Annotated in this window: 15 protein-coding genes and 2 pseudogenes; 8 read left to right on the plus strand and 9 right to left on the minus strand. The window is 69.9% G+C overall.

Annotated elements, in window-relative coordinates:
- A pseudogene (locus STRIP9103_RS49590) lies at positions 1–170 on the minus strand (MFS transporter); the annotation flags it as partial.
- Between the two features lie 226 nt (positions 171–396).
- On the opposite strand from STRIP9103_RS49590, the gene STRIP9103_RS44660 reads away from it, so the two are divergent.
- Both STRIP9103_RS44660 and STRIP9103_RS44665 read left to right on the plus strand, forming a co-directional pair.
- Complete coding sequence (locus STRIP9103_RS44660) at positions 397–2,391, plus strand: sialidase family protein (RefSeq protein WP_009343819.1); 1,995 nt, start codon at positions 397–399, stop codon at positions 2,389–2,391.
- Between the two features lie 10 nt (positions 2,392–2,401).
- Positions 2,402–3,637, plus strand: coding sequence for a DUF4185 domain-containing protein (locus STRIP9103_RS44665; protein WP_009343823.1), 1,236 nt, complete (start codon positions 2,402–2,404; stop codon positions 3,635–3,637).
- Here STRIP9103_RS44665 and STRIP9103_RS44670 read toward each other — a convergent pair.
- The gene (locus tag STRIP9103_RS44670) at positions 3,576–4,589 is read right to left on the minus strand and encodes a bile acid:sodium symporter family protein (RefSeq protein ID WP_048822336.1); all 1,014 of its coding nucleotides are present in this window, start codon (positions 4,587–4,589) and stop codon (positions 3,576–3,578) included. The genes STRIP9103_RS44665 and STRIP9103_RS44670 overlap by 62 nt on opposite strands.
- Before the next feature lie 216 nt (positions 4,590–4,805).
- On the opposite strand from STRIP9103_RS44670, the gene STRIP9103_RS44675 reads away from it, so the two are divergent.
- From STRIP9103_RS44675 to STRIP9103_RS44685, 3 genes are all read left to right on the plus strand, one after another.
- Positions 4,806–5,681, plus strand: a complete 876-nt coding sequence (locus STRIP9103_RS44675) for a LysR substrate-binding domain-containing protein (RefSeq protein ID WP_048822339.1) — start codon at positions 4,806–4,808, stop codon at positions 5,679–5,681.
- A gap of 346 nt (positions 5,682–6,027) precedes the next feature.
- Complete coding sequence (locus STRIP9103_RS44680) at positions 6,028–7,854, plus strand: AMP-dependent synthetase/ligase (RefSeq protein WP_009343828.1); 1,827 nt, start codon at positions 6,028–6,030, stop codon at positions 7,852–7,854.
- Positions 7,855–8,098: 244 nt separating this feature from the next.
- On the plus strand, positions 8,099–8,935 hold the full coding sequence (locus STRIP9103_RS44685; protein WP_009343805.1) for an aldo/keto reductase: 837 nt from the start codon (positions 8,099–8,101) through the stop codon (positions 8,933–8,935).
- 106 nt (positions 8,936–9,041) lie between these two features.
- Here the strand turns inward: STRIP9103_RS44685 and STRIP9103_RS44690 are convergent.
- The 4 genes and pseudogenes from STRIP9103_RS44690 to STRIP9103_RS44705 form a co-directional block, all read right to left on the minus strand.
- Positions 9,042–9,662, minus strand: a pseudogene (locus tag STRIP9103_RS44690) (SDR family oxidoreductase); the annotation flags it as partial.
- Positions 9,663–9,708: 46 nt separating this feature from the next.
- Entirely contained in the window at positions 9,709–10,572 is an 864-nt protein-coding gene (locus STRIP9103_RS44695) for a class I SAM-dependent methyltransferase (protein ID WP_009343818.1), read from the minus strand.
- Positions 10,573–10,796: 224 nt separating this feature from the next.
- Positions 10,797–12,512: a glycoside hydrolase family 6 protein gene (locus tag STRIP9103_RS44700; RefSeq protein ID WP_009343821.1), complete on the minus strand. Its 1,716-nt coding sequence runs from the start codon at positions 12,510–12,512 to the stop codon at positions 10,797–10,799.
- A 122-nt stretch (positions 12,513–12,634) separates the two neighbouring features.
- Positions 12,635–14,125, minus strand: coding sequence for a cellulase family glycosylhydrolase (locus tag STRIP9103_RS44705; protein ID WP_009343834.1), 1,491 nt, complete (start codon positions 14,123–14,125; stop codon positions 12,635–12,637).
- A gap of 283 nt (positions 14,126–14,408) precedes the next feature.
- Between STRIP9103_RS44705 and STRIP9103_RS44710 the strand changes: the two genes are divergently transcribed.
- From STRIP9103_RS44710 to STRIP9103_RS44720, 3 genes are all read left to right on the plus strand, one after another.
- Entirely contained in the window at positions 14,409–17,324 is a 2,916-nt protein-coding gene (locus STRIP9103_RS44710) for a glycoside hydrolase family 48 protein (protein ID WP_009343816.1), read from the plus strand.
- Between the two features lie 137 nt (positions 17,325–17,461).
- Positions 17,462–20,128, plus strand: coding sequence for a cellulose binding domain-containing protein (locus STRIP9103_RS44715; protein ID WP_009343830.1), 2,667 nt, complete (start codon positions 17,462–17,464; stop codon positions 20,126–20,128).
- Between the two features lie 146 nt (positions 20,129–20,274).
- Positions 20,275–21,183: an endonuclease/exonuclease/phosphatase family protein gene (locus STRIP9103_RS44720; protein ID WP_009343803.1), complete on the plus strand. Its 909-nt coding sequence runs from the start codon at positions 20,275–20,277 to the stop codon at positions 21,181–21,183.
- Between the two features lie 54 nt (positions 21,184–21,237).
- On the opposite strand, the gene STRIP9103_RS44725 is transcribed toward STRIP9103_RS44720, so the two are convergent.
- The 3 genes from STRIP9103_RS44725 to STRIP9103_RS44735 all read right to left on the minus strand — a co-directional run bounded on the left by STRIP9103_RS44725 (position 21,238) and on the right by STRIP9103_RS44735 (position 24,365).
- The gene (locus STRIP9103_RS44725) at positions 21,238–23,142 is read right to left on the minus strand and encodes a rhamnogalacturonan lyase (protein WP_009343832.1); all 1,905 of its coding nucleotides are present in this window, start codon (positions 23,140–23,142) and stop codon (positions 21,238–21,240) included.
- Positions 23,143–23,296: 154 nt separating this feature from the next.
- Complete coding sequence (locus tag STRIP9103_RS44730; RefSeq protein ID WP_009343809.1) at positions 23,297–24,055, minus strand: class I SAM-dependent methyltransferase; 759 nt, start codon at positions 24,053–24,055, stop codon at positions 23,297–23,299.
- Between the two features lie 4 nt (positions 24,056–24,059).
- Complete coding sequence (locus STRIP9103_RS44735) at positions 24,060–24,365, minus strand: 4a-hydroxytetrahydrobiopterin dehydratase (RefSeq protein WP_009343812.1); 306 nt, start codon at positions 24,363–24,365, stop codon at positions 24,060–24,062.
- Positions 24,366–24,470 lie beyond the last annotated feature (105 nt).

Below are 24,470 nucleotides of genomic sequence, written 5' to 3' on the forward strand. Positions count from 1 at the left end.
GCGTGGGCCAGCGCACCGATCAGAATGGACCCGATGAGCGCGGTGCCCAGCGCGGAGCCCAGATTCTGGGCCGTGAACTGGAGCCCTCCGGCCTCACTGCGTTCCTCCTCGCCGACGCCGGACTGGACGACGTTGCCCAGTTGCGAGGCGAGCAGGCCGACACCCCCACCCCCGCCCCCCCCATGGCTCCGGAGCCCCGGGGGGATGGGATGGGTAGGGGCGGCGGGGGCGAAACCCTTCTGGCGGAACGCCACCACGCATCGAGACACACCCCCCTCGCAACCACCGCACGGTTCTTGTGAGCCCCCTGAGCCCCGAAGTACCGTTCGTGGCCGCACATCGGACGTGGGACGTCCGATGTCCAGACGCCCGGACGGATGAAGGGCTGGCCGCAACATGCCGTCGAGTCTTCACGCACGTCTCAGACCACACCTCGCAGCGCCTCCCGGACCACACCCCACCGCACGTCTCAGAGCCCGCCTCAGATCCCCCCTCGTCGCGTTATTCACCACCGCCGCACTCCTCGCCCTCCCCCACCCCGCGGACGCGGAACCGGAGACCCAACAGACCTCCGCCGCCGCCGAGTTCGAACAGCAGGTCCTGTTCAAGGCGTCCCAGGACCCGGGCTACGCCTGCTTCCGGATCCCGGCCGTCGTCAGGACCGCCAAGGGCACCCTGCTCGCGTTCGCCGAGGGGCGGGTGCTGAACTGCGGAGACGCGGCCGACATAGACATCGTGGTCAAACGGTCCACGGACGGCGGCCGGACATGGGGCCCGCTTCAGGTCGTCAACGAGGGGTCCGGTGACACGCACGGCAACCCCGCGCCGATCGTGGACCGCCGCACCGGCCGGATCGTGCTGGCGGAGACGTACAACACGGGCCGTACGGACAGCGCGAGCTGCGCCGTCCCCTGCGACCGCGCCCCGCACCTCCAGTACAGCGACGACGACGGCCTGACCTGGTCGGCGCCGCGCAACCTCACCGACGAGATCCGCCCGGCGGGATGGAACTCGTGGTATGCCACCGGCCCGGTGCACGGCATCCAGCTCACCCGGGGCAGACACGCGGGACGGCTGGTCTTCGGGGTCAACGCGGAGAGCTGGGCGGACAACCGGGTGACCGCCAACCACGCGGCACTGGTCATCAGCGACGACGGCGGCGAGAACTGGAGGATCGGCGCGACGGACTCATGGCCGATCCCGCCGGAGGGCCCGTTCCGGCAGAAGCCGTCGGAGCTGACGCTCGCCGAGCGCGCCGACGGGTCGGTGTTCGTCAGCGGAAGGGAACAGGACGGCACCGATCTCGGACACCGCGGCCAGACCTCCAGCCGGGACGGCGGCAACAGCTTCGAGCACCCCTTCCGGGCGATCCCGGATCTCTACACGCCTCAGGTGCAGGGTTCCGTGCTGCGTCTGGGCGACCGCATGCTGCTGGCCTGCCCGGCCGACCCGGACCGCCGCCGGACGATGGCGATCCGCTCCTCGTACGACGGTGGACGCACCTGGGACAGCGTGGACCGGGGCACGATCGTCACCACGGACTGGTCCGGCTACTCGGACATGGTGCGGATCGGCGGCCGTGACGGCACCGCCACCGTGGGGCTGCTGTACGAGGGCGGCGCGGTCGACGCCCGCGACGAGATCCGCTTCGCCCGGTTCACCGAGGACTGGCTGCAGCCGCGCCGCGGCCCGGACCCGACGACGCCCGACAAGGCGCCCGGCGGCAAGCGGGCGGCCGTGCTCGGCGGTGCGCGGGAGACCGACGGCGTGTTCGGCGGCGCGATCGAGTTCGACGGCACCGACGACGCCGTACGCCTGCCGTACCGGTCGCGACTGCCGCTGTACACGAAGGACTTCACCGCCTCGCTGTGGTTCCGGTACTCGGCCACCACCGGTGAGCAGCCGATGCTGTGGATGGGCGGGGTCGGGACGTCACAGCCGCAGGTGTGGCTGCGCGGGGAGCCCGCGGCGGGGCGGCTGACCGGGCTGATCACCGTGCGGGACGGGGCCGCGGCGCCCAGGACCACGTCGGTGCGGTCGACGGGCGCGTACAACGACGGGCAGTGGCACCATCTGGCGCTGCGTCGGGATGGGGGTACCTCCCGCGCGAGCGAAGCCGAGCGTGGGGGAGGTGAGCTCACGCTGTTCGTCGACGGAACGCCGTTCGGCACCGCCGACATCCCCGGATCGGTCAGCCGCAACTCGCCGTTCGGGGTGCACATCGGGCAACGGGTCGACAGCCGCGTGCACTTCACCGGGGCGATCGACGAAGTACGGGTCGTCGACCGGGCGTTGAGCGACGAGGAGGTGGCCGGGCTGCGTACCACGAGCACGGCGACCCGGGGCTCGATCCTGTGGCTGCCCATGGACCGGGTGGACCGAGGCCACTAACGTCCCCTGCGTGCCCGACGACACAGGAGCACGACAGCGGACGGGGGCCGGACCGGTCCTGATCCTGGCACTGGTCCTGGCCCTCGCCGCCGTGCTGCTCACCGCCCTCCCGGACGACGACCGGGAGGGCGGTCGCACCTGCACGGCCCGCACGGTGCGGGACTGGGACCCGGACGCGTCCCTGACCGGCGAGTTCGCCCGCTACGGCGACGACGCGACCCGTACCGACGACTGGACCGGCGGCGACGGCACCCACTCGGTGCGGCTCCCGGACGGGCGTGTGCTGTGGCTGTTCTCCGACACCTACCTCGGCCAGGTGCACCCACCGCCCAACCCGGTCGGCGAGTCGGTGGCGTGGCGGGACGTCTCGGCGCCGCTGGTGCGCAACTCGGCGGTGGTGATGTCCCGTTCCGGCCGTCTTCGGACCACGCTCCCGGCGCCCGTCTTCCCGGACCCGGCCCCGCAGCGGTGGCGCTGGCCGGTGGCCGCCCGGGTCGAGCCCCGCGCACCGGGCTCGACCGAGCGGGTCGTACGCGTACTGCTGTGGACCCGTACGGCGGGACAGTCGCCGTGGATCTACGGGGTGCCGACGGCGACGGAGGTGGCCACGCTGTCGCTGCCCGATCTGCGGCTGGAGGGCATCACGACGGTGCTCGACCAGGCGTCGGTCGCCGATCCGGCCCGGCGGGTGCTGTTCGGCACGACGGCGGTCGACGCCGGTGACTGGACGTACGTCTTCGGCGGCACCGACGCCCAGGCCGCCTCCCGGCCGACCTCCCACGCGTACGTCGCCCGGGTGCCGCGCGGCCGGCTCGGGGAGCCGGGGGCGTGGGAGTACTGGGACGGCTCGCGGTGGGCGGTGCGCGGGCGCCCGGCGGCGGTGCTCGGGAACGGGGAGGACAAGGGGGTGGGCAGCGCGTTCACCGTCGTCCGTGACGGCCGTACGTATGTGCTGTTCACGATGGCCGCCGGCACCGAGGGGCTGACGACCGTCACCGCCTACTGGGCCTGCTCCCCCACCGGCCCCTGGCACGGGCCCACCGAGGCCTTCGACGCGCCGCTGCCCGCCGACGGGGTCGCCGCGTACAACCCGCAGATCCATGAGGCGGTCGGCGACGACCGGCTCGTCCTCAGCTACGACGTCAACTGGCTGGACGCGAACGCGACGTCGGCGCAGCTGAACATCACGCGGAACGTGTCCCTGTACCGACCGCGGTTCGTATCGCTTCGTCTCGAAGCTCCGTGATCTCCGGCTCGACCGGGTCGTGCGAGCGGCGTTTGGCGATGACCGCGCACACCATGAGCTGCATCTGGTGGAACAGCATCAGCGGCAACACGGCGAGGGAGGCCTCGGCGCCGAACAGGACGCTCGCCATGGGCAGTCCGGAGGCGAGGGACTTCTTCGAGCCGGCGAACTGGATGGCGATACGGTCCGCCCGGTCGAAGCGGAGGGCCTTCGCGCCGTACCAGGTGAGCAGCAGCATCACCGCGAGCAGGACGGCCTCCACGACGAGCAGCCCGGCGAGGCGCAGCGGGCTGACCTGGCTCCAGATCCCACGCACCATGCCCTCGCTGAACGCGACGTAGACGACGAGGAGGATCGAGCCGCGGTCGACGAGACCGAGGATCTTCCTGTGCCGGGTGACGAAACCGCCGATCCAGCGACGGGCGACCTGTCCGGCCATGAACGGCACCAGCAGCTGGAGCACGATCTTCAGCACCGAGTCGGCGGAGAAGCCGCCCACGCTGCCGCCCAGCAGGCTCGCCGCGAGCAGCGGGGTGATGACGATGCCGGCGAGGGAGGAGAAGGAGCCCGCGCAGATCGCGGCGGGCACGTTGCCGCGGGCCATCGAGGTGAAGGCGATCGACGACTGGATGGTCGACGGGACGAGGGTGAGGAAGAGCAGACCGGTGTAGAGGGAGTGGTTCAGGAACACCGGTTCGAGGCCTCGGGCGGCGAGCCCCAACAGCGGGAAGATGACGAACGTGCAGGCCAGCACGGTGATGTGCAGCCGCCAGTGCTTGAGGCCGTCCAGGGCCTCACGGGTGGAGAGCCGGGCGCCGTAGAGGAAGAACAGGAAGGCGATCGCGGCCGTGGACGCGCCCGACGCGACCTCGGCGGCCGTACCCCGCGCCGGGAGGAGCGCCGCGACGCCCACCGTCCCGAGCAACAGCAGGATGTACGGGTCGATCGGCATCCAACTCGGCCACTGCAGGCGTTTCACGGTGCTCCACTTACTGGGTTCGACTCACGGGGTTCGACGTCGGTCACCGGGATCGACGTCGGCTGGTTTCGATCTTGCTCAGGGGCAGAACGTGCCCTCTCCATCGTCCCCCTGATCCGCTCGATCGGGAATCCGGCATACCACTCTGACTGTCATCACGTTTTGCGATCACCGTCTACGCTGGTGGGCATGTACGACCCCTCCCAGCTGCGTACCTTCCTGGCCGTGGCCCAGACACTGAGCTTCACCCAGGCCGCCCGGCGCCTCGGTCTGCGCCAGTCCACGGTCAGCCAGCACGTACGCCGACTGGAGGACGCGACCGGGCGGCAGCTGTTCTCCCGGGACACGCACTCCGTGGAGCTGACGGAGGACGGCGAGGCCATGCTCGGTTTCGCGCGCCGGCTCCTCGAAGTGCACGAGCAGGCGACCGCGTTCTTCACCGGGACCCGGCTGCGCGGACGGCTGCGGTTCGGGGCGTCGGAGGACTTCGTGCTGACCCGGCTCCCGGAGATCCTGGAGGGCTTCCGGCACGACCATCCCGAGGTGGACCTGGAGTTGACGGTGGAGCTGTCGGGCACGCTGCACGAACAGCTCGCCGCCGGGAAGCTGGACCTCGTCCTGGCCAAGCGGCGGCCCGAGGACCCGCGCGGCGAACCGGTCTGGACCGACCGGCTGGTGTGGATCGGCGCGGAACGCCTCCGCCTCGACCCCGACCGCCCGGTGCCGCTGATCGTCTATCCGCCGCCCGGCATCACCCGCGCCCTCGCCATGGAGGCGCTGGAACGCGAGGGCCGCGCCTGGCGCGTCGTCTGCACCAGCGGCAGCCTCAACGGACTGATCGCCGCCGCCCGCGCGGGCCTCGGCGTGATGGCGCATTCACGTCGGCTGGTGCCCCCTGGTCTGGTCCGCGTCCCGGACCGGGCGGGTCTGCCGGAACTGGGCGAGGTCGACTTCGTCCTCGTCCACGGCCGACGGCCGGGAGCGGCGGCGAGCGCGGCCGACGCCCTGGCCGCCGCGGTCCTCTCCGGCGGCGACCGACTGCACGGCCGGGCGCGGGGAGTGTGACGCCCATGGGCGCGGGTGCGCTGGTATGGATACCGGTGGGGCCGGACGCGAAGCGGCGTGACCCGGTCCCACCGGTGCGCGGACGTGAGCGGTGTTCATGTTCACCCGGGCCGGGCCGTGGTCCTGGCGGGGCCGGCCGTAATCGGGTCGTGCGGGTTCGGTGGAGATTACGATGCCGGAACTTACCCGGGGGTCAGAAATTACGGCGAATATCTCCCCTTATGCACAGGTTTTCCCGTGGCGACCTGTGGCCTCGGTACGGATTCGTCCCTTCCGCAACCCCTCCCGTCCGACCTCTGGGTGAGGTAGCTTTCACGCCCTGTGCGGAGCGCCACGAGGAGCGGGTTTGCGCGAGTTCACCAACCCTCCGTTGGCGTCGGCGCCGCCGGTGGGCGGTCTGGCCGACGCCGTCTTCGAGTACGCCGAGGAGGACCCGACGTTCATCGCCCTCGGCCGCAAGGACGAGCGGGGCGAGTGGCGGGACGTGACCTCGGCGGAGTTCCGCGACGAGGTCCTCGCCCTCGCCAAGGGGCTGCTCGCACAGGGCATCCGATTCGGCGATCGCGTCGCCATCATGTCCCGTACGCGCTATGAGTGGACCCTCTTCGACTACGCCCTGTGGACCATCGGCGCCCAGGTCGTCCCCCTCTACCCCACCTCCTCCGCCGAGCAGGTCTTCTGGATGCTGTACGACGCGCAGGTCACGGCGGCCATGGTCGAACACGAGGACCACGCGATGACGATCGCCACGGTCATCGACCGGCTGCCCCAGCTGCACCGGCTGTGGCAGCTGGACGCGGGGGCCTTGGAGGAGCTGTACGAGTCGGGCGCGCACCTCGACGACGAGGTGGTGCACCGACACAGGCGTGCGGTGACCCCCGAGTCGATCGCGACGATCATCTACACCTCCGGCACCACGGGCCGCCCCAAGGGCTGTGTCATCTCGCACGGGAACTTCATGTTCGAGGCGGACACGGTCATCGAGCGCTGGGCACCGCTGTTCACCTCGCGGAAGGGCAACGAGCCGGCGACGCTGCTGTTCCTGCCGCTCGCGCATGTCTTCGGGCGGATGGTGCAGGTCGCCGGGATCCGCGGAAAGGTCAAGTTCGGCCACCAGCCGCAGCTCAACGCGGCGGTTCTGCTGCCTGACCTCGCCGCCTTCAAGCCGACCTTCTTCCTCGCGGTGCCGTACATCTTCGAGAAGGTCTTCCACGCGAGCCGGCGCAAGGCCGAACGGGAGGGCAGGTCCGGGCCGTTCGAGAAGGCCGTCGAGGTCGCCGTGAAGTACGCCGACGCGATGGAGGCCAAGGCCTGGGGCATCGGGCCGGGGCCCTCGGCCTCGCTGCGGATGCAGCACCAGTTCTTCGACAAGGTCGTCTACGCCAAGATCCGCGAGGCGATGGGCGGCCGGATCAAGTACGCGATGTCCGGCGGCTCGGCGATGGACCGGCGCCTCGGGCTGTTCTTCGCGGGCGCGGGCGTCCACATCTACGAGGGATACGGCCTCACCGAGACCACGGCCGCCGCCACCGCCAACCCGCCCGAGCGCACCCGCTACGGCACGGTCGGCCAGGCCATCCCCGGGACGACCGTGCACATCGCGGAGGACGGCGAGATATGGCTGCGCGGCGCCAACGTCTTCCAGGGGTATCTCAACAACCCCAAGGCCACCGACGAGACCCTGCACGACGGCTGGCTGGCCACCGGTGACCTGGGCGCGCTGGACGCGGACGGCTATCTCACCATCACCGGGCGCAAGAAGGAGATCCTGGTGACCTCCGGCGGCAAGAGCGTCTCGCCGGCGGTCCTGGAGGAGCGGGTGCGCGACCATCCGCTGGTCGCCCAGTGCATCGTCGTCGGCAACGACCGGCCGTACATCGCCGCCCTCGTCACCCTGGACGGGGAGGCGGTCGAGCACTGGCTCCAGATGCGGGGCAAGCCGAAGCCGCCCCCGGCCGAGCTGGTGCGCGACCCCGAGCTGGAGACCGAGGTGCGGCGGGCGGTGGTCGCCGCCAACACCCTGGTCTCCCAGGCCGAGTCGATCCGTACGTTCCGCATCCTTGCGCACCAGTTCACCGAGGAGCACGGCCTGTTGACGCCTTCCCTGAAGCTGAAGCGAAAGGCGATCGAGAAGGCGTACGCGACCGAGGTGGAGGCGCTGTACCGGGCGTGACGTCCGGGGCCGGCCGCCCGGCACGGGCGGCGCCCGAGCCGCCCTTCTCGAGGATCCGGCGCACCGATCCCGCCGAGTCGTCGCCGGGTTCGGTCGATGGTCCAGACCGTTAGGGTGGAACCACCGGATCCATTTCCGGCCATTCTGCGATTCGGGGCGCGAGTGATCCGCTCAGGAATGCATCGCGGCCCGTGATCGTTGACGATGGGATGTACCACCCGACGACTTGAAGGATCGAGAGCTCGTGAGCAGCAAGGTCCCCCCGATCATCCTGAACAACGGCGTCGAGATGCCCCAGCTGGGCTTCGGCGTGTGGCAGGTGCCGGACGACGAGGCCGAGAGCGCCGTCACCACGGCGCTGGAGGCCGGCTACCGCAGCATCGACACGGCCGCGATCTACGGCAACGAAGAGGGCACCGGCAAGGCCATCGCCGCCTCGGGTCTCCCCCGCGAGGACCTCTTCGTCACCACCAAGCTCTGGAACAGCGAGCAGGGTTACGACTCCACGCTGCGCGCCTTCGACGAGTCCCTGGACAAGCTCGGCCTGGAGTACGTGGATCTGTATCTGATCCACTGGCCGCTGCCGGCCCGGGGCAAGTTCGTCGACACGTACAAGGCGTTCGAGAAGCTGCACGCCGACGGCCGCGCCAAGTCCATCGGTGTCTCCAACTTCCTTCCGGAGCACCTGGAGACGCTGATCGAGGCCACCTCCGTCATTCCGGCGGTCAATCAGATCGAGCTGCACCCGCACCTCCAGCAGCACGCCGCCCGCGAGTACCACGTGGAGCAGGGCATCGCCACGGAGGCCTGGTCGCCGCTCGGTCAGGGCAAGGGGCTCCTGGAGGTACCGGCGATCGTCGCGATCGCCCAGAAGCACGGCCGCACCCCGGCCCAGATCGTGCTCCGCTGGCACCTCCAGCTGGGCAACGTGGTCATCCCCAAGTCGGTGACGCCGTCCCGTATCAAGGAGAACATCGAGGTCTTCGACTTCTCCCTGGACGCCGAGGACATCGCGGCGATCAGCGCTCTGAACGAGGACCGCCGCCTCGGCCCGGACCCGGCGACGTTCGACCTGGCGTGACGCACACACGCTGAGACCGCCCGCCGGAGGGGTTCCGGCGGGCGGTCTCGTGTGCCGCGGGCCGCGGGCCCGGTCCCTGGCCGGGCGGCGTCAGTTGGGCGCGACGTCAGTTGGGCTGGCCGATGGGGCGTACGACCACGGTGTTGACGTCGACGCCCGCCGGTTGCCGTATCGCCCAGACGACGGAGTCGGCGAGTTGGCCGGCGGTGAGGAGGTGCCCGGGCGGGAGGCTGCCGTAGCTGTCCCAGAAGGGGGTCTCCACACGGCCGGGGCGATCAGGGTCACGCCCACGCCCCACTCGGTGACCTGCCGCCGGGTGTTCTCGGCGAGCCCGGTAACAGCCCTCCCCCACTCTCGGCTACGCTCGAGCGGGAGGTACCCCCATGGTCGCCCCATAGATGTTGCCGGGCCCGTTCACGAACCCGGCGACGCTGCCGACCAGCACGATCCGCCCCTTGGTCTCCTTCAGGGCGTCGATGGCGGCCCGGATCAGCAGAGCGGGGCCGAGCACATTGGTCAGCACCATGTCCGTCCACTGCGCCGGGTCCCCCTCGGCGACGGTGTCGTGCGTGGCGAACCCGGCGTTGGCGACGATCGTGTCGATCCGCCCGAACTCCTTCAGCGTGGCCTCCACCGCCGCCCGCACGTCCGCGTACTCGGCCGCGTTCCCGGCGATGGTCAACAGCCCCTTCGAATCCCCGAGTTCGGCGGCGAAGTCCCGCAGGCGGGCCGTTGGGGGCGAGGGGGTCACAGCGGCAGCGCGGGAGCCGACGTCACTTGTGTGCCGTGTGGACCGTGTGCGCGGCCAGGACGAACAGGTCCGTGCGGTGGTACAGGCTCGCCTTGTCGTCGGGGTCGAGGAGACGGTCGAGGACCGCGAGGTCGGAGGTGTCGAGGAAGTCCGCGAGGATTCCCCGGCCGCGCCCGAAGGAGGCCACGGCATAGGCGCGGGCGGCGTCCGACAACGGGGCCGGGAGGTCCAGCAGGAAGGTGCGGGACGTGGCGTCGCGCAGGCCCACGGCGGCGAGGAGGCCCGGCCAGTCCTCGGGCTCCGCGACGCTGCCGGGGAGCCCGGCGCGCATCTCGCTGAACCACAGCTCCTCGGCGGCGTCGAGCCGGGACTGCAGTCCGGCGCGGCCGATGCCGATGTCACGCGGCAGGAACCGGCTGGGCAGCCCGCCCTCGACGATGGCCAGCGTCCCGCCGGGTGCGAGGCGTTCGGCGAAGGCGGCGAGGGCGGCGCGCTGGTCGCCGAGGTGGTGCAGGCTGCGGCTGGCCCACAGCAGATCGGCGGGGTGGTCCAGGTCACCGAGGCCGTCCGGGAGTTCGGCCTCCAGGGTGCTGAAGCGGTCGGCGACGCCCAGGTCCTCGGCCCGTGCGCGGGCCCGCTCCAGCAGGGGCCCGGAGCCGTCGACGGCCACGATCCGGGCGCCGGGGAACGCGTCGGCCAGCAGACAGCTCACCACTCCCGGCCCGCTGCCCACGTCGACGATCAGCCCCGGCTCGGGCTGCCGCTGCGCCAGCCAGGCCGCCGCCTGCCGGTACAGCGGAGCGAACAGCTCCGCCTGCCCCTCCAGGTGGTCGGCCAGCTCCGCCCAGTCGATCTCGGTGTGGTCGTGGTGATGCCCGTGCGCCATGACGGTGCCCCTCTCATCGGTTGGCACCAGCCTGCGCCGGTACCCCGGAGGGGGCCACTTGCGTTGCCGTATCGGCAAAACCGGGGAGCGGAACACAACCCCGTCGGCGGTCCGCCGAGGGCCGGAGGGAAATACGGCCCCCGGCGGACCACCTCACGCATCCGGCGACTCGACGCCGCCGGTCACGGCACCCGCTGTCGCAGTGCCGTCGGTCACGGCACCCGTCACAGCGCCGGGTACGCGTTCCTCATCAGCTCCTGGAACTGCGCGGAGAACCAGTGCCCGGAGAGCGGCGAGTTCGGCAGGGCGCCGGACATGTTGTTGCCGTTGCGCGGGTTGCCCGTGTACGTCGGGTCGCACATGCGGTCGAAGCCCTTGCCCTCGTCGTTCGGGATGGCGGAGCTCGAACCGTCGGACTCACCCGGGGGCTTCATCCACACGTAGGCGTCGATCCCGGTCGCCGGGGCGGCCTGCGGACGCTCGCCGAGACCGGCTCCGGACTGGTTGCACCAGTTGCCGATGTGGATGCGACGGTCGTAGCGACCGCCGTTGACGTACGTGTCGACGCTGGTCGTGGCGCCGGGTCCGGTGGGCCGGGCGCTGCCGCCCCAGCCGTTCCTGGACGTGTCGATCAGCATGCCGATGTTCGAGTTGAAGCCGACCGAGACCAGCTGGTTGCGGAAGGCCTGGGCGAAGGACAGCTCGTCGACGTAGCGGTTCCAGTCGACCCACTTCGACTCACGGACCGACTTGCCGGCCACGTTGTCGTTGATGGTGAAGTTGTTCTCCTTCAGGGCGCTGTAGTTGGCCGTGTTGGTGATGAAGCCGTGGACGTCGTTGACCGTCGCGCCCTCGGCCGTCGCCGCCTCCTTGAAGGTGTTGGCGGAGGCCCCGAAGTTGTCGTCCCAGCCGATCCAGCCGTGGTGGCCGGCGTCGACGTAGTTGTAGACGTTGGCGACGTCACCGAGCTTGTTGAGCGCGTAGCCGACGCCCTTGATGTAGTTGCCGTTGGCCTTCATCACATCGCACTGGGGGGTGGCCGTCGGGCGGCTTCCGGTGTTGGTGACGAGGTTGGGCAGGGAGTCGATCTCGACCGTGGTGACGATCCGCAGGGAGGCGTACTTCGGGTCGGCGAGGATGGCCGCGATCGGGTCGATGTACTGCGTCTTGTACTTGTCGATCTCCGTGGGGCCCAGCTCGCCGTTGGAGGCGAGGGCCGCGCAGTCACGGCCGGGCAGGTTGTAGATCACCAGCTGGACGACGAGCTGGTCGGAACCCTTCTGCCGCAGCGCCTCGTCGAGGTGGGCGCGCAGACCCATCCCACCGTTGACACCGTTGATGGCGGCGATCCGGTCCAGCCACACACCGGTCGGCTGGTTGGAGATCCGGCTGCCGCCCGGCTCGGCGGCGGCCTTCGCGGACCACTCGGGGTTCACGTACACCTTGGCGCCCGCGTACGGGTTGTCGACCCTGGTGCCCGGCGTACCGGGGCCGGGCGGAGTGGTGGGACCACCGCCGCCGTCGTCGACGTTGCAGGTCACCCCGTCGAGGGTGAACGTGGTCGGGAGGGCGTTGGTGCCGCTGTAGGAGGCGTTGAAGCCGAAGCTCACCGAACCGCCGGTCGGGAGCGAGCCGTTGTACGTCTCGTTGGCGGCCGTCACGGCGGTCCCGCTCTGGGAGAGCTTCGCGTTCCAGCCGTTGCCGATCTGCTGGTTCCCGGCGTACGACCACTTCACGGCCCACGACGACTTCGCGGCGCTGTTGTTGGTGATCGTCACGGCGGCCGTGAAGCCGGTGGACCACTGGTTCTGCACCTTGTAGTCGACGGTGCAGGGGATCGCCTTGGTGCCGACGTCGTCCGGTACGGCGGCGATCGCGGTCCCGGCGGCGCCGGCGACCAGCGCCATCGCCGCGAGGAGTGCTGTTCTGGTACGACTCATGAGTGCGGGTTCCCTCTTCCGTAGTGGGGTGTACGTGGAGGTTCCGAGTGGGGTCTCGGTCGCGCCTGTCGGTAGTGGGGTCTCGGTGGCGCGCCCCGTCCGTACTGGGGCCGAGGCGTGCCCTAGCCGTCGAGCGAGCGCAGATGGTCGCGCAGCCCGATGCCGTACGACGTGGGAGTTCCGTCGTAGGCGGAGATCAGGGTGGGCCCGGAGGAGCAGTTCCAGGTGTTCCAGGTCCAGCCCAGATAGGAGAGCTGCCGGGTGTCGAACCACGCCATCACACGGTCGATGAACGAGTGGGCGCAGGTGTTCTCGCCGATCTCGCCCGCGACCAGCGGGACCTGGCCCGCGACCGGTGCCAGCGTGGAGTTCCAACAGCTCTCGTTCACACAGGAGTTGAAGTTGTACACATGCCAGGCGGCGCCCAGATTGCCCTTGGGGTCGGTGGGCTTGTACTGGAGCCACTGGCTGAGGTCGTTCGAGTACGCGAGCCCGCCGGCCAGGATCACGTTCTCCGCGCCGGTGGCGCGGATCGCGTCGATCAGGTCCTGCATCCCGGCGACCTCATAGCCGATGCCGGGGCAGGTGCCGCCGTCCCGCCAGCAGGTCCACGCCTGGGTGGCCGTGGAGGTCGCGCGGTCCGGGTAGGGCTCGTTGAACAGGTCGAACACCACGTGCTTGTCGCTCTTGAAGGTGTTCGCCACCGAGGCCCAGAACGTGGGGCTGTACCGCATGTCGGGCATCGGTTTCTGGCAGCTGGCGTGCACGTCGGAGCAGCCCGCCGAGTTGCCCGTGTACTGGCCCCAGGACCAGTGCAGTTCGAGCATCGGCGTCATGCCGTGCGCCTCCACCTTCGCCACCAGGTCCTTGACGGCGTTGATGTAGTTGGCGCCCGCGTACTCGGGCCTGATGTTGGACAGCCCGAGCCAGCACTCCTCGTTGAGCGGGATGCGTACGGTGTTCACGTTCCAGTCGGCGATCGCCTTGACGGAGGCGTCGTCGACCGGTCCGTCCCAGATGCCGTTGCCCTGGACGCACGCGAACTCGCCGCCGGAGCGGTTGACGCCGAGCAGTCGGCGGGTCGCGCCGCGCTCGTCGACGAGCTTGTTGCCGGACACCTTGAGCACCGGTGGCCCGTCGTCGCCGGGCGGCGGGTCGGTGGGCCCCGGATCGGTCGGATCCGGTGACGGCTCGGCGTCCACGTTGCACGTCGTGCCGTTCAGCTTGAACGCGGTCGGTACGGCGTTGCTCCCCGACCATGACGCGATGAACCCGGCAGTGACGCTCGCGCCGGTGCCCAACGAGCCGTTCCAGCTCTCGCTCGCCGCCGTGACCGTCGTACCGGACTGGGACCATCGCGCGTTCCAGCCCTGGGTGAGCTTCTGACCGCCGGCGAAGTCGAAGGTCAGGGACCAACCGCTGAGCGCCGCCTGGTTGTTGGTGATCCTCACGCCGCCCTGGAAGCCGTCCGCCCACTGGCTGGTGACGGAGTACTCCACCGTGCAGGCGGGTGCGGCTCCCGAAGCGGTGACGACCGGTGCGACCGCGGTGGCCACGAGGGCCAGACCGGCCGCCCCGGCGAGTAAAAGACCTGAACGCGGGGGGTGTCGCATGAGCGACTCCTTGCAGATCGGACACGCCGGGACGGACGTGTCGACTGTTGGAACCGCTCCCACTGGTGCTGGTGAAGGTAGCGCCAAGTGACGGTAAAAAACAGAGGTGTCGCGTTATTGCGCACCAAGATTCTTTTCGCACCTCATCGAATCTTTTCGACTCTTCAAGCACCTTGACCCCTTGCGGCCCCCTCCTCAATATGGGAGCGCTCCCACTGGTTCAAGGCTTGTTGTTGCTGCTCCGCCCCCACCTTCGTAAGAGCCGCACGGAAGGAACCAGAGCATGCACCCCAGACGGAGACGCCGTGCCGTACGGCGTCTTTGGACCGCCGTCGTGGCGGCCCTGGCACTCCCCTTGACGATGCTCTCGACCGGCTCGACCCCTGCCAGCGCGGCGGCGGTCGCGTGCAGTGTCGACTACAAGACCAACGACTGGGGTTCGGGCTTCACCGCCGAACTCACGATCACCAACCGGGGCACCGAGGCCATCAGCGGCTGGACCCTGACATACGCCTACACCGGCAATCAGACGCTGACCAACGGCTGGAACGGCACCTGGTCGCAGTCCGGGAAGACGGTGACGGCGAAGAACGTGTCCTGGAACGGCACGATCGCCGTCGGGGCCGCGGTGACCACCGGCGCCCAGTTCACGTACAGCGGCACCAACGCGGCGCCGAGCAGCTTCGCGATCAACGGCACCACGTGCGTGGGCGCCCACCAGCCGCCGATCACCGTGCTGACCAGCCCGACCGCGGGCGCGGTGTACTCGCAGGGTGACGCGGTGCCGATGGCGGCCACCGCGGCTGCCGCGGACAACGCGACGATCAGCAAGGTCGAGTTCTACGACGACACCACGCTGCTGGGCACGGACACGACCTCGCCGTACACCTTCTCGGCCACGGGGCTGTCCTCGGGCAGTCATTCGCTGGTGGCGAAGGCGTACGACAGTCTGGGCGCGTCGGCGAGTTCCACGCCGGTCGGCATCACGGTCGCCTCGGGTCCCGCCGTGGTGGTCTCGCCGACCCAGCTGGGTGTGCAGCAGGGCAAGACCGGCACGTACGACGTGAAACTTTCGACACAGCCGTCGGGCAATGTGACGGTGACGACCGCGCGGGCGTCCGGCAACACCGGTCTGTCCGTGACGGGCGGCGCCTCGCTCACCTTCACGCCGTCGAACTGGAACACCGCGCAGAAGGTGACCATCACGGCCGCCTCCTCCGGCACCGGCTCGGCGGTCTTCGAGTCGACGGCCACCGGGCACACCAAGGCCGCGGTGACCGTGACGCAGCTGGCCGCGTCGAAGACGTACGACGCACGCTTCCTGGAGCTGTACGGCAAGATCACCAACCCGGCGAACGGCTACTTCTCCCCCGAGGGCATCCCGTACCACTCGGTGGAGACGCTGATCGTCGAGGCGCCTGACCACGGCCATGAGACCACCTCGGAGGCGTACAGCTACCTCCTGTGGCTCCAGGCCATGTACGGCAAGGTGACGGGCGACTGGTCCAAGTTCAACAACGCGTGGGAGATCATGGAGAAGTACATGATCCCGACCCACGCCGACCAGCCGACCAACTCCTTCTACACGGCGAACAAGCCGGCGACGTACGCGCCCGAGCACGACACCCCGGGCGAGTACCCGGCGCAGCTCAACACCGGGGTCTCGGTCGGCTCGGACCCCATCGCCGCCGAGCTGAAGAGCGCGTACGGCACGGACGACATCTACGGCATGCACTGGCTGCAGGACGTCGACAACGTCTACGGCTACGGCAACTCGCCCGGCAAGTGCGAGGCCGGACCGACCGACACCGGGCCGTCGTACATCAACACCTTCCAGCGCGGGCCGCAGGAGTCGGTGTGGGAGACCATCCCGCAGCCCACCTGCGACCAGTTCAAGTACGGCGGGAAGAACGGGTATCTGGACCTGTTCACCGGTGACGCGTCGTACGCCAAGCAGTGGAAGTTCACCAACGCGCCCGACGCCGACGCGCGCGCCGTGCAGGCCGCGTACTGGGCGGACATCTGGGCCAAGCAGCAGGGCAAGGGCTCCGACGTCTCCGCGACCATCGGCAAGGCCGCGAAGATGGGCGACTACCTGCGCTACGCCATGTACGACAAGTACTTCAAGAGGATCGGCAACTGTGTGGGGGCGACCAGCTGCCCCGCCGGTACCGGCAAGGACGCCTCGCACTATCTGCTCTCCTGGTACTACGCCTGGGGTGGTGCGACCGACACCAGCGCCGGTTGGGCCTGGCGCATCGGCTCCAGCCACACGCACGGCGGCTACCAGAACCCGCTCGCCGCGTACGCGCTCGCCAACTACGCCCCGCTGAAGCCCAAGTCGACCACCGGGCAGGCGGACTGGGCCAAGTCCCTCGACCGGCAGATCGAGTTCTACCGCTGGCTGCAGTCCAACGAGGGCGGCATCGCGGGCGGCGCCACCAACAGCTGGGCGGGGCGGTACGCCACTCCCCCGGCCGGTACGCCGACCTTCTACGGCATGTTCTACGACGAGAAGCCGGTGTACCACGACCCGCCGTCCAACCAGTGGTTCGGCTTCCAGGCGTGGTCCATGGAGCGGGTCGCCGAGTACTACCAGCAGACCGGCAACGCGGCCGCGAAGACCGTGCTCGACAAGTGGGTCGACTGGGCGCTGTCCAAGACGACGATCAACCCCGACGGGACGTACCGCATCCCGTCGACCCTGCAGTGGTCCGGCGCGCCCGACACCTGGAACGCGTCGAGTCCCGGTGCCAACGCGGGACTGCACGTCACCGTCGCCGACTACACCGACGACGTGGGTGTGGCCGCCGCGTACGCCAAGACCCTGACGTACTACGCCGACCGCTCGGGTGACGCCGACGCGGCCCGGGTCGCCAAGGCGCTGCTCGACGGTATGTGGGACCACCACCAGGACGGGCTCGGCATCGCCGTTCCGGAGACCCGCGCGGACTACAACCGGTTCGACGACCGGGTGTACGTCCCGAGCGGGTGGACCGGCACGATGCCGAACGGTGACGCGATCAACTCGTCGTCGACGTTCGACTCGATCCGGTCGTTCTACGAGGACGATCCGGCCTGGTCGAAGATCGAGGCGTATCTCGCCGGTGGGGCCGCGCCTTCGTTCACCTATCACCGGTTCTGGGCCCAGGCGGACATCGCGTTGGCCATGGGCTCTTACGCGGAGCTTCTCGAATAGTCCCGCTGACGCGCCGCAGCACGGCTCCGCCACCTGACGGCGAAGCCTGGCCGGGCGGTCCCCACCCGCACGGGGGGCCGCCCGGCCGTTCGCGCCTGTCCATCCCCTCCCCCCACACTCCTGGAGAGGACATCACCGTGCGAAGAACCCGCATCCTCACGGCCGTGCTCGCCCTCTCGGCGGGCCTTCTGGCGGGATCCCCACCCGCCTTGGCCGCCGAGAAGGCCGACAAGTCGGTGTCGATCGCCGCCGACACCTACACCTGGAAGAACGCCCGCATCGACGGCGGCGGTTTCGTTCCCGGGATCGTCTTCAACCGCAAGGAGAAGAACCTGGCGTACGCCCGTACGGACATCGGCGGGGCCTATCGCTGGGTGGAGTCGTCGAAGACATGGACCCCGTTGCTCGACTCGGTCGGCTGGGACGACTGGGGGCACACCGGGGTCGTGAGCCTCGCCTCCGACTCCGTCGATCCGAACAAGGTGTATGTGGCGGCCGGTACGTACACCAACAGCTGGGACCCCGGGAACGGGGCGATCCTGCGCTCCTCCGACCGGGGCGCGAGCTGGCAGAAGACGAACCTGCCGTTCAAGCTGGGCGGGAACATGCCCGGTCGGGGCATGGGCGAGCGTCTGGTCGTCGACCCGAACAAGAACAGCGTGCTGTATCTGGGCGCGCCCAGCGGCAAGGGACTGTGGCGGTCGACGGACTCGGGGGTCACCTGGTCGCAGGTGACCAACTTCCCGAACGTCGGCAACTACGTGCAGGACCCGAGTGACACGTCCGGGTACGCGTCCGACAACCAGGGAATCGTCTGGGTCACCTTCGACGAGTCGACGGGCACATCCGGGAACGCGACGAAAACGATCTACGTCGGGGTCGCCGACAAGGACAACGCGGTGTACCGGTCGACGGACGCGGGCGCGACATGGTCGAGGCTGGCCGGTCAGCCGACCGGCTATCTGGCCCACAAGGGCGTCCTCGACGCCACGAACGGCTATCTGTATCTGTCCTACAGCGACAAGGGCGGACCGTACGACGGCGGCAAGGGCCAGCTGTGGCGGTACGCGACGGCGACCGGTGCCTGGACGAACATCAGCCCGGTGGCGGAGGCCGACACGTACTACGGCTTCAGCGGGCTGACGGTCGACCGGCAGAAGCCCGGCACGGTCATGGCGACGGCGTACAGCTCCTGGTGGCCGGACACCCAGATCTTCCGCTCGACGGACAGCGGCGCGACCTGGACCAGGGCGTGGGACTACACGTCGTACCCGAACCGCTCGAACCGCTACACCATGGATGTGTCGTCGTCGCCGTGGCTGACCTGGGGCGCGAATCCGTCGCCCCCGGAGCAGACGCCGAAGCTCGGGTGGATGACGGAGGCGCTGGAGATCGACCCGTTCAACTCGAACCGGATGATGTACGGGACGGGTGCGACGATCTACGGCACGGAGAACCTGGGGAACTGGGACAGCGGCGGCCAGTTCACCATCAGGCCGATGGTGCAGGGTCTGGAGGAGACGGCCGTCAACGACCTCGCCTCTCCCCCGTCCGGTGCCCCGCTGCTCAGCGCCCTCGGTGACATCGGCGGGTTCCGGCACACCGATCTGACGAAGGTCCCGTCGATGATGTTCACCCAGCCGAACTTCACGACCACCACCAGCCTGGACTTCGCGGAGACCAGCCCCAACACGGTCGTCCGGGTCGGCAACCTGGACTCCGGCCCGCACATCGCGTTCTCCACGGACAACGGCGCCAACTGGTTCGCGGGCACCGATCCGTCGGGCGTCAGCGGTGGCGGCACGGTCGCGGCGGCGTCGGACGGCAGCCGGTTCGTGTGGAGCCCGGCGGGCACGGGTGTGCAGTACACGACGGGCTTCGGCAACGCGTGGCAGGCGTCGAGCGGGATACCGGCCGGCGCGATCGTCGAGTCCGACCGGGTCGACCCGAGGACCTTCTACGGCTTCAAGTCCGGGAAGTTCTACGTCAGCACGGACGGCGGCGCGACCTTCACGGCGTCGAGCGCGAGCGGTCTGCCCAGCGGCGACAGCGTCCGCTTCAAGGCGCTGCCCGGCACGAAGGGCGACATCTGGCTGGCGGGCGGCGCGACGGACGGCGCGTACGGCCTGTGGCACTCCACGGACGGCGGCGCGAGTTTCACCAAACTCTCGAACGTCGCACAGGCCGACACGATCGGCTTCGGCAAGGCGGCGACCGGGGCCTCGTACCAGACCCTGTACACCAGCGCCAAGATCGGTGGCGTGCGCGGCATCTTCCGCTCGACGGACAAGGGCGCGACCTGGACCCGGATCAACGACGACGCCCACCAGTGGGGTTGGACGGGCGGAGCCATCACCGGTGACCCGCGGATCTACGGGCGGGTGTACATCGCGACCAACGGCCGCGGGGTCATCTACGGCGACACCTCCGACACGGGCGGGGGCGGCGGCGGTACGGATCCCGAGCCCGAGCCACAGCCCACGGGCGCCTGCGCGGTGACGTACACGATCACCAACCAGTGGTCGGGCGGCTTCCAGGCCGATGTGAAGCTCGCCAACACGGGCACGAGCGCCTGGTCCGGCTGGACGCTCGGCTGGTCCTTCCCCAATGGCCAGACCATCTCGCAGATGTGGAACGCCGACCACACCCAGTCGGGTTCGGCGGCGACGGCGAAGAACGTGGGCTGGAACGGCAGTGTGGCGGCCGGTTCCTCGGTGAGCTTCGGCTTCACGGGCAGTTGGTCGGGCTCCAATGGTGAACCGACGGCCTTCCGGCTCGGCGAGCAGGCCTGCACGGTCGGTTGAACCACGAGGGCGCGTGTCGAACCCGGCACGCGCCCTCTTCGAGCCATGTACACCGTCCTATACCGACATGTTCATGGCGAGCGCAGAGGGGCATTCCAGACTGTGTACGCACGACTCGCCCGGAGACCTTCACAGAAGGAGCCCCTGTGCCGAACCACAGCCGAGTCACGCGCCGACTGAGCCTGAAGACCGCCCTCGCCGCGGCGGTTCTGCTGCCCCTGTCCCACACCGGGCTGTCCGCCGAACACGCCACCGCGACGGAGGAACTCGCCGATCCCCGACTCGACATCATGTCCTTCAACCTGCGCTACGCGAGCACCGTCCAGCCCAACAGCTGGGCCACCCGCAGGCCGGTGATGCGGGAACTGCTGCGGCGGGAGGCTCCCCATGTCATCGGCACCCAGGAAGGCCTCCACCAGCAACTCCTCGACATCGAGGCCGACCTCGCGCCGAACTACCGCTGGATCGGCACCGGACGCGCGGGAGGCAACCGCGACGAGTTCATGGCGGTCTTCTACGACACCCGCCGACTCGCGCCGCTCGAACACGCCCACTTCTGGCTCTCCGACACCCCTGAGGTGCCCGCGTCGAACACCTGGGGCGGCGGCTCCATACGTATGGTCACCTGGGTCCGCTTCCGCGATCTACGGAACGGTGACCGGCAGTTCTACTTGCTGAACACCCACCTCGACAACCTCAGCCAGTACGCACGCGAGCGTTCCGCCGCCCTGATCGCCCAGCGCGTCGCCGGGTTCGATCGCTCCCTCCCCGTCGTCGTCACCGGCGACTTCAATGTCGCGGCCCACAGGAACGTCGTCCACGACACGATGCTGGGCGCCGGGCTCGTCGACACCTGGGACACGGCGGCCGAGCGCGGTGAGCTGTACGCGACGTTCCACGGCTACCGGCCGCTGACGCCCGGCGGTGACCGCATCGACTGGATCCTGGCCACACCGGGTGTCACGGTGCACCGGGCGGCGATCAACACCTACTCGTCGAACGGCCAGTTCCCCAGCGACCATCTGCCCGTTCAGGTGTCGCTGACCCTGGGATGAGCCAGAAGCCCCTCGGCGGCCAGGCGGGTGCCCGGCCGCCGAGGGGCCGACCGCCTACGGCGTGTACACCGTCGGCCTCGGTGCCGCCGGCATGCCGTCGCCGATGAAGAAGCTGGTGTGCGGGGGCTGGTTGTAGGCGGTGTTCTGCCAGGCCAGGCCCGTGCGGTACATCGGGTCGTGGAGCAGGGTCGTGATCTTCGTGGTGGTCTCGATCGGGGTCGAGTAGATCCGCAGGGCCGTGTTGCCGCTGGTGCGCCAGACGACCTCCTCGCGCCAGTCGCCGAGGATGTCGCCGGAGAGGGCCGGGGTCGCCTTGGTGCCGTTGTTGGAGGAGACGCCGGAGCCGGTCAGGAGGCGGGTGTCGGCGGAGGTGCCGTACTTGTCGATGCGGGTGCCGTCGAGGAGTTCACGGACCGGGTCGCCGTCCCACCAGGAGAGGAAGTTCACCGAGGAGGGTTCGCGGCCCTTGGTCGCGCCGGCCTCGTCGCGGATGGACGTGTCGGAGGCGGACCACATCTCCGGGCCGTCGTTGCCCGCGTAGATGTCCCCGGCGACGCCCCGGCCGTTGTCGCAGCAGGCGGCAAGCTGCCAGCGGACCGCGCCGTTCGCGGGGTTGATGTACAGCTCGGCGGGCTGGGAGGTGGACTCGGAGACCTTGAAGTACTCGAGGCCGGAGGTGGACGCGTCGAGGTCGCCGAGGTGCTGGGCGTCCCCGTGGCCCGTCTTCGTGGTCCACAGCCCGTTGCCGTTGTCGTCGACGGCCATCGCCCCGTACACGATCTCGTCCTTGCCGTCGCCGTCGACGTCACCCACGGACAGGCTGTGCGAGCCCTGGCCGTCGAATCCCTTGCCGCTGTTGGTGGAGGAGCTGGTGTCGAAGGTCCAGCGGCGGGTGAAGGCCCCGTTCCGCCAGTCCCAGGCGGCGATCACCGTGCGGGTGTAGTAACCGCGCGCCATGATCAGGGAGGGCCGGGCGCCGTCGAGATACGCCGTCCCGGCGAGGAAGCGGTCCACGCGGTTGCCGTACGAGTCGCCCCAGGACGAGACCGTGCCGCGGGCCGGGACGTAGTCGACGGACTGCATCGCCCTGCCGGTCTGCCCGTTGAACATGGTCAGATACTCGGGACCGGAGAGGATGTAGCCGCTGGAGTTGCGGTGATCGGCGGACGCGCTGCCGATGACCGCGCCGGTGCCGTCGACCGTGCCGTCCGCCGTCTTCATGGCGACCTCGGCCTTGCCGTCGCCGTCGTAGTCGTACATCTGGAACTGGGTGTAGTGCGCGCCCGAGCGGATGTTGCGGCCCAGGTCGATACGCCACAGGCGGGTGCCGTCGAGCTTGATGCCGTCGACGATCGTGTTGCCGGTGTAGCCGGACTGGGAGTTGTCCTTGGCGTTCGTCGGCTGCCACTTCAGGACGAACTCCAGGGAGCCGTCGCCGTCGAGGTCGCCGACGGAGGCGTCATTGGCCTCGTAGGTGTACGCCACGCCGTCGGGAGTGGTGCCGCCGGCGGGCGCGCTGATCGGTACGTCCTTGTAGCCGGTGCGGAGTTGGACCGCGTGCACCGAGTCGCCCTGCTCGACGCCGTTCACGATGGCCCGGACCGTGTAGTCGGCCTGGGCGGGGGCGCCGGAGTGGAAGTAGTTGGTGGAGCCGGTGATCGGGGTCGAGTTGACCTTCGTACCGGCCCGGTACACGTTGAACGACACATCGTTCGGGTCGGTCCCCAGCCAGCGCCAGCTGACCAGGTTCCCGGCGTCGGTGTGCACACTGACGACACCCCGGTCCAGCGCCTCGACCTGCCGGGCGGTGGCCGCGGCGGCGGGCGGGGCGGTGAACGTGGTGAGTCCGGCGGCGGTCAGGGCGCCTGCCGCCAACGTCGTCAGAATCCCGCGGGCCTTACGAGTCGCCGTGCGGGGCTTGCGGATCGTGCGTCCGCGGTGCGGGTGCGGGTGCGTCACGTGGGCTACCTCCCGAGAGGACAGACGGGTTCCGTTTCCTCAGTCGCCGCCGCCCGCACCGGAGTTGCCGTCCATCGGGAGGGAGTCGCTGTACATCAGGAGGGAGTGGTCGTACATCAGGCCAAGTCCTGGTCGCCCGGCTGGTCGTCCGGCTTCACCCGGCCCGGGAGCCCGGCGGCTTCCGGAACGCCCGCAGGCTGAACCTCGGCTCCGGGCGGGCCCGGTCCTGGTCGGGCAGGGCCGCCAGACGTACGGCGAAGTCCTCGGCGAGCGGGTCGCCGGGCGGGATGGTCATGAACCAGCCGCGCCACAGATCGGCGAGGGCGCGCCGGGGGCTGCGGCCCTGTCCCCGGCCCGCGAAGGTCGCCCGCCCGGCCGGTTCGAGACCGTGCTCGGCGGCGTACCTCTCGACGTCGGCCACGGTGTCCGTCGCCGGGTACCTGGGGCGGGAGGCGAGCACCGCGTCGATGTCGCTGCCCACGTTGTGCGCGGCGGCCTTGTCGACGGTGGTGACGTACACCCCGCCGGGGCGCAGAACACGGGCGCACTCCCCGACGACGGTACGGACGTCCTCGGGGCCGGCCAGCAGATGCAGCAGCCATACGCTGCTGACGGCGTCGAACTCCCCGTCCCTGAACGGGAGTCGGCGGCTGTCGGCGAGTACGACCGCTCCGGGCAACCGGACGGCCGCCCGGCTCGCCATCGCGTACGTCAGGTCGACGCCCGTCACCCGCATCCCGTCCCGCCCGGCCGCGAGCAGCCGGGTCACGATGCCGGTGCCGCAGGCCACGTCGAGCAGACTGCCGGTGCCCTCCGGGACGAGGCCGAGCACGGCACGGGCGGCGGACTCGGCCCGGGGTTCGCCGCCCCGCAGGGCGTCGTAGTCGCTCGCCTCCTTGTCGTAGTCCAGCACCGGATCAGCTCGCCCCGTGGCCGGGCGCGAGCGCCTCCACCCTGCGGGCCAGCTCGAAGTCCTTCTCGGTGACGGCGCCGCCCGCGTCGTGCGTGCTGATGGTCAGGGAGACCGTGTTGTAGCCGAGGGTGAGGTCGGAGTGGTGGTTCAGCTCCTCCTGGGTCTGGGCGATGTGCACGACCATCGCGGTGGCCGCGAAGTGCGAGCCCAGCCGGTAGGTGCGGGCGATCCGGCCGCCGTCCAGCGACCAGCCGGGCAGCTCCGCCAGCCGGTCCTCGATCTCCTTCTGCGACAAGGGTTCGACGGGCATGCGCCGCTCCTTCCGTGACGTCCCCTCCATGACGTGCGGTCCCTCTCAGCGTGCCACAGGCCGCCCACTCCGTACCTGGTCAGGAGGCTCGCCGATGGCCGGGGC

Source organism: Streptomyces ipomoeae 91-03 (assembly GCF_000317595.1).
Classification (GTDB): domain Bacteria; phylum Actinomycetota; class Actinomycetes; order Streptomycetales; family Streptomycetaceae; genus Streptomyces; species Streptomyces ipomoeae.

Excerpts from the sequence above, each read along its gene's own strand:
- STRIP9103_RS44670 (WP_048822336.1), bottom strand. The coding sequence starts at position 4,589 with ATGCCGATCGACCCGTACATCCTGCTGTTGCTCGGGACGGTGGGCGTC.
- STRIP9103_RS44700 (WP_009343821.1), bottom strand. The coding sequence starts at position 12,512 with ATGAGTCGTACCAGAACAGCACTCCTCGCGGCGATGGCGCTGGTCGCC.
- STRIP9103_RS44710 (WP_009343816.1), top strand. The coding sequence starts at position 14,409 with ATGCACCCCAGACGGAGACGCCGTGCCGTACGGCGTCTTTGGACCGCC.
- STRIP9103_RS44735 (WP_009343812.1), bottom strand. The coding sequence starts at position 24,365 with ATGCCCGTCGAACCCTTGTCGCAGAAGGAGATCGAGGACCGGCTGGCG.
- STRIP9103_RS44675 (WP_048822339.1), top strand. The coding sequence starts at position 4,806 with ATGTACGACCCCTCCCAGCTGCGTACCTTCCTGGCCGTGGCCCAGACA.
- STRIP9103_RS44705 (WP_009343834.1), bottom strand. The coding sequence starts at position 14,125 with ATGCGACACCCCCCGCGTTCAGGTCTTTTACTCGCCGGGGCGGCCGGT.
- STRIP9103_RS44695 (WP_009343818.1), bottom strand. The coding sequence starts at position 10,572 with ATGGCGCACGGGCATCACCACGACCACACCGAGATCGACTGGGCGGAG.
- STRIP9103_RS44660 (WP_009343819.1), top strand. The coding sequence starts at position 397 with ATGCCGTCGAGTCTTCACGCACGTCTCAGACCACACCTCGCAGCGCCT.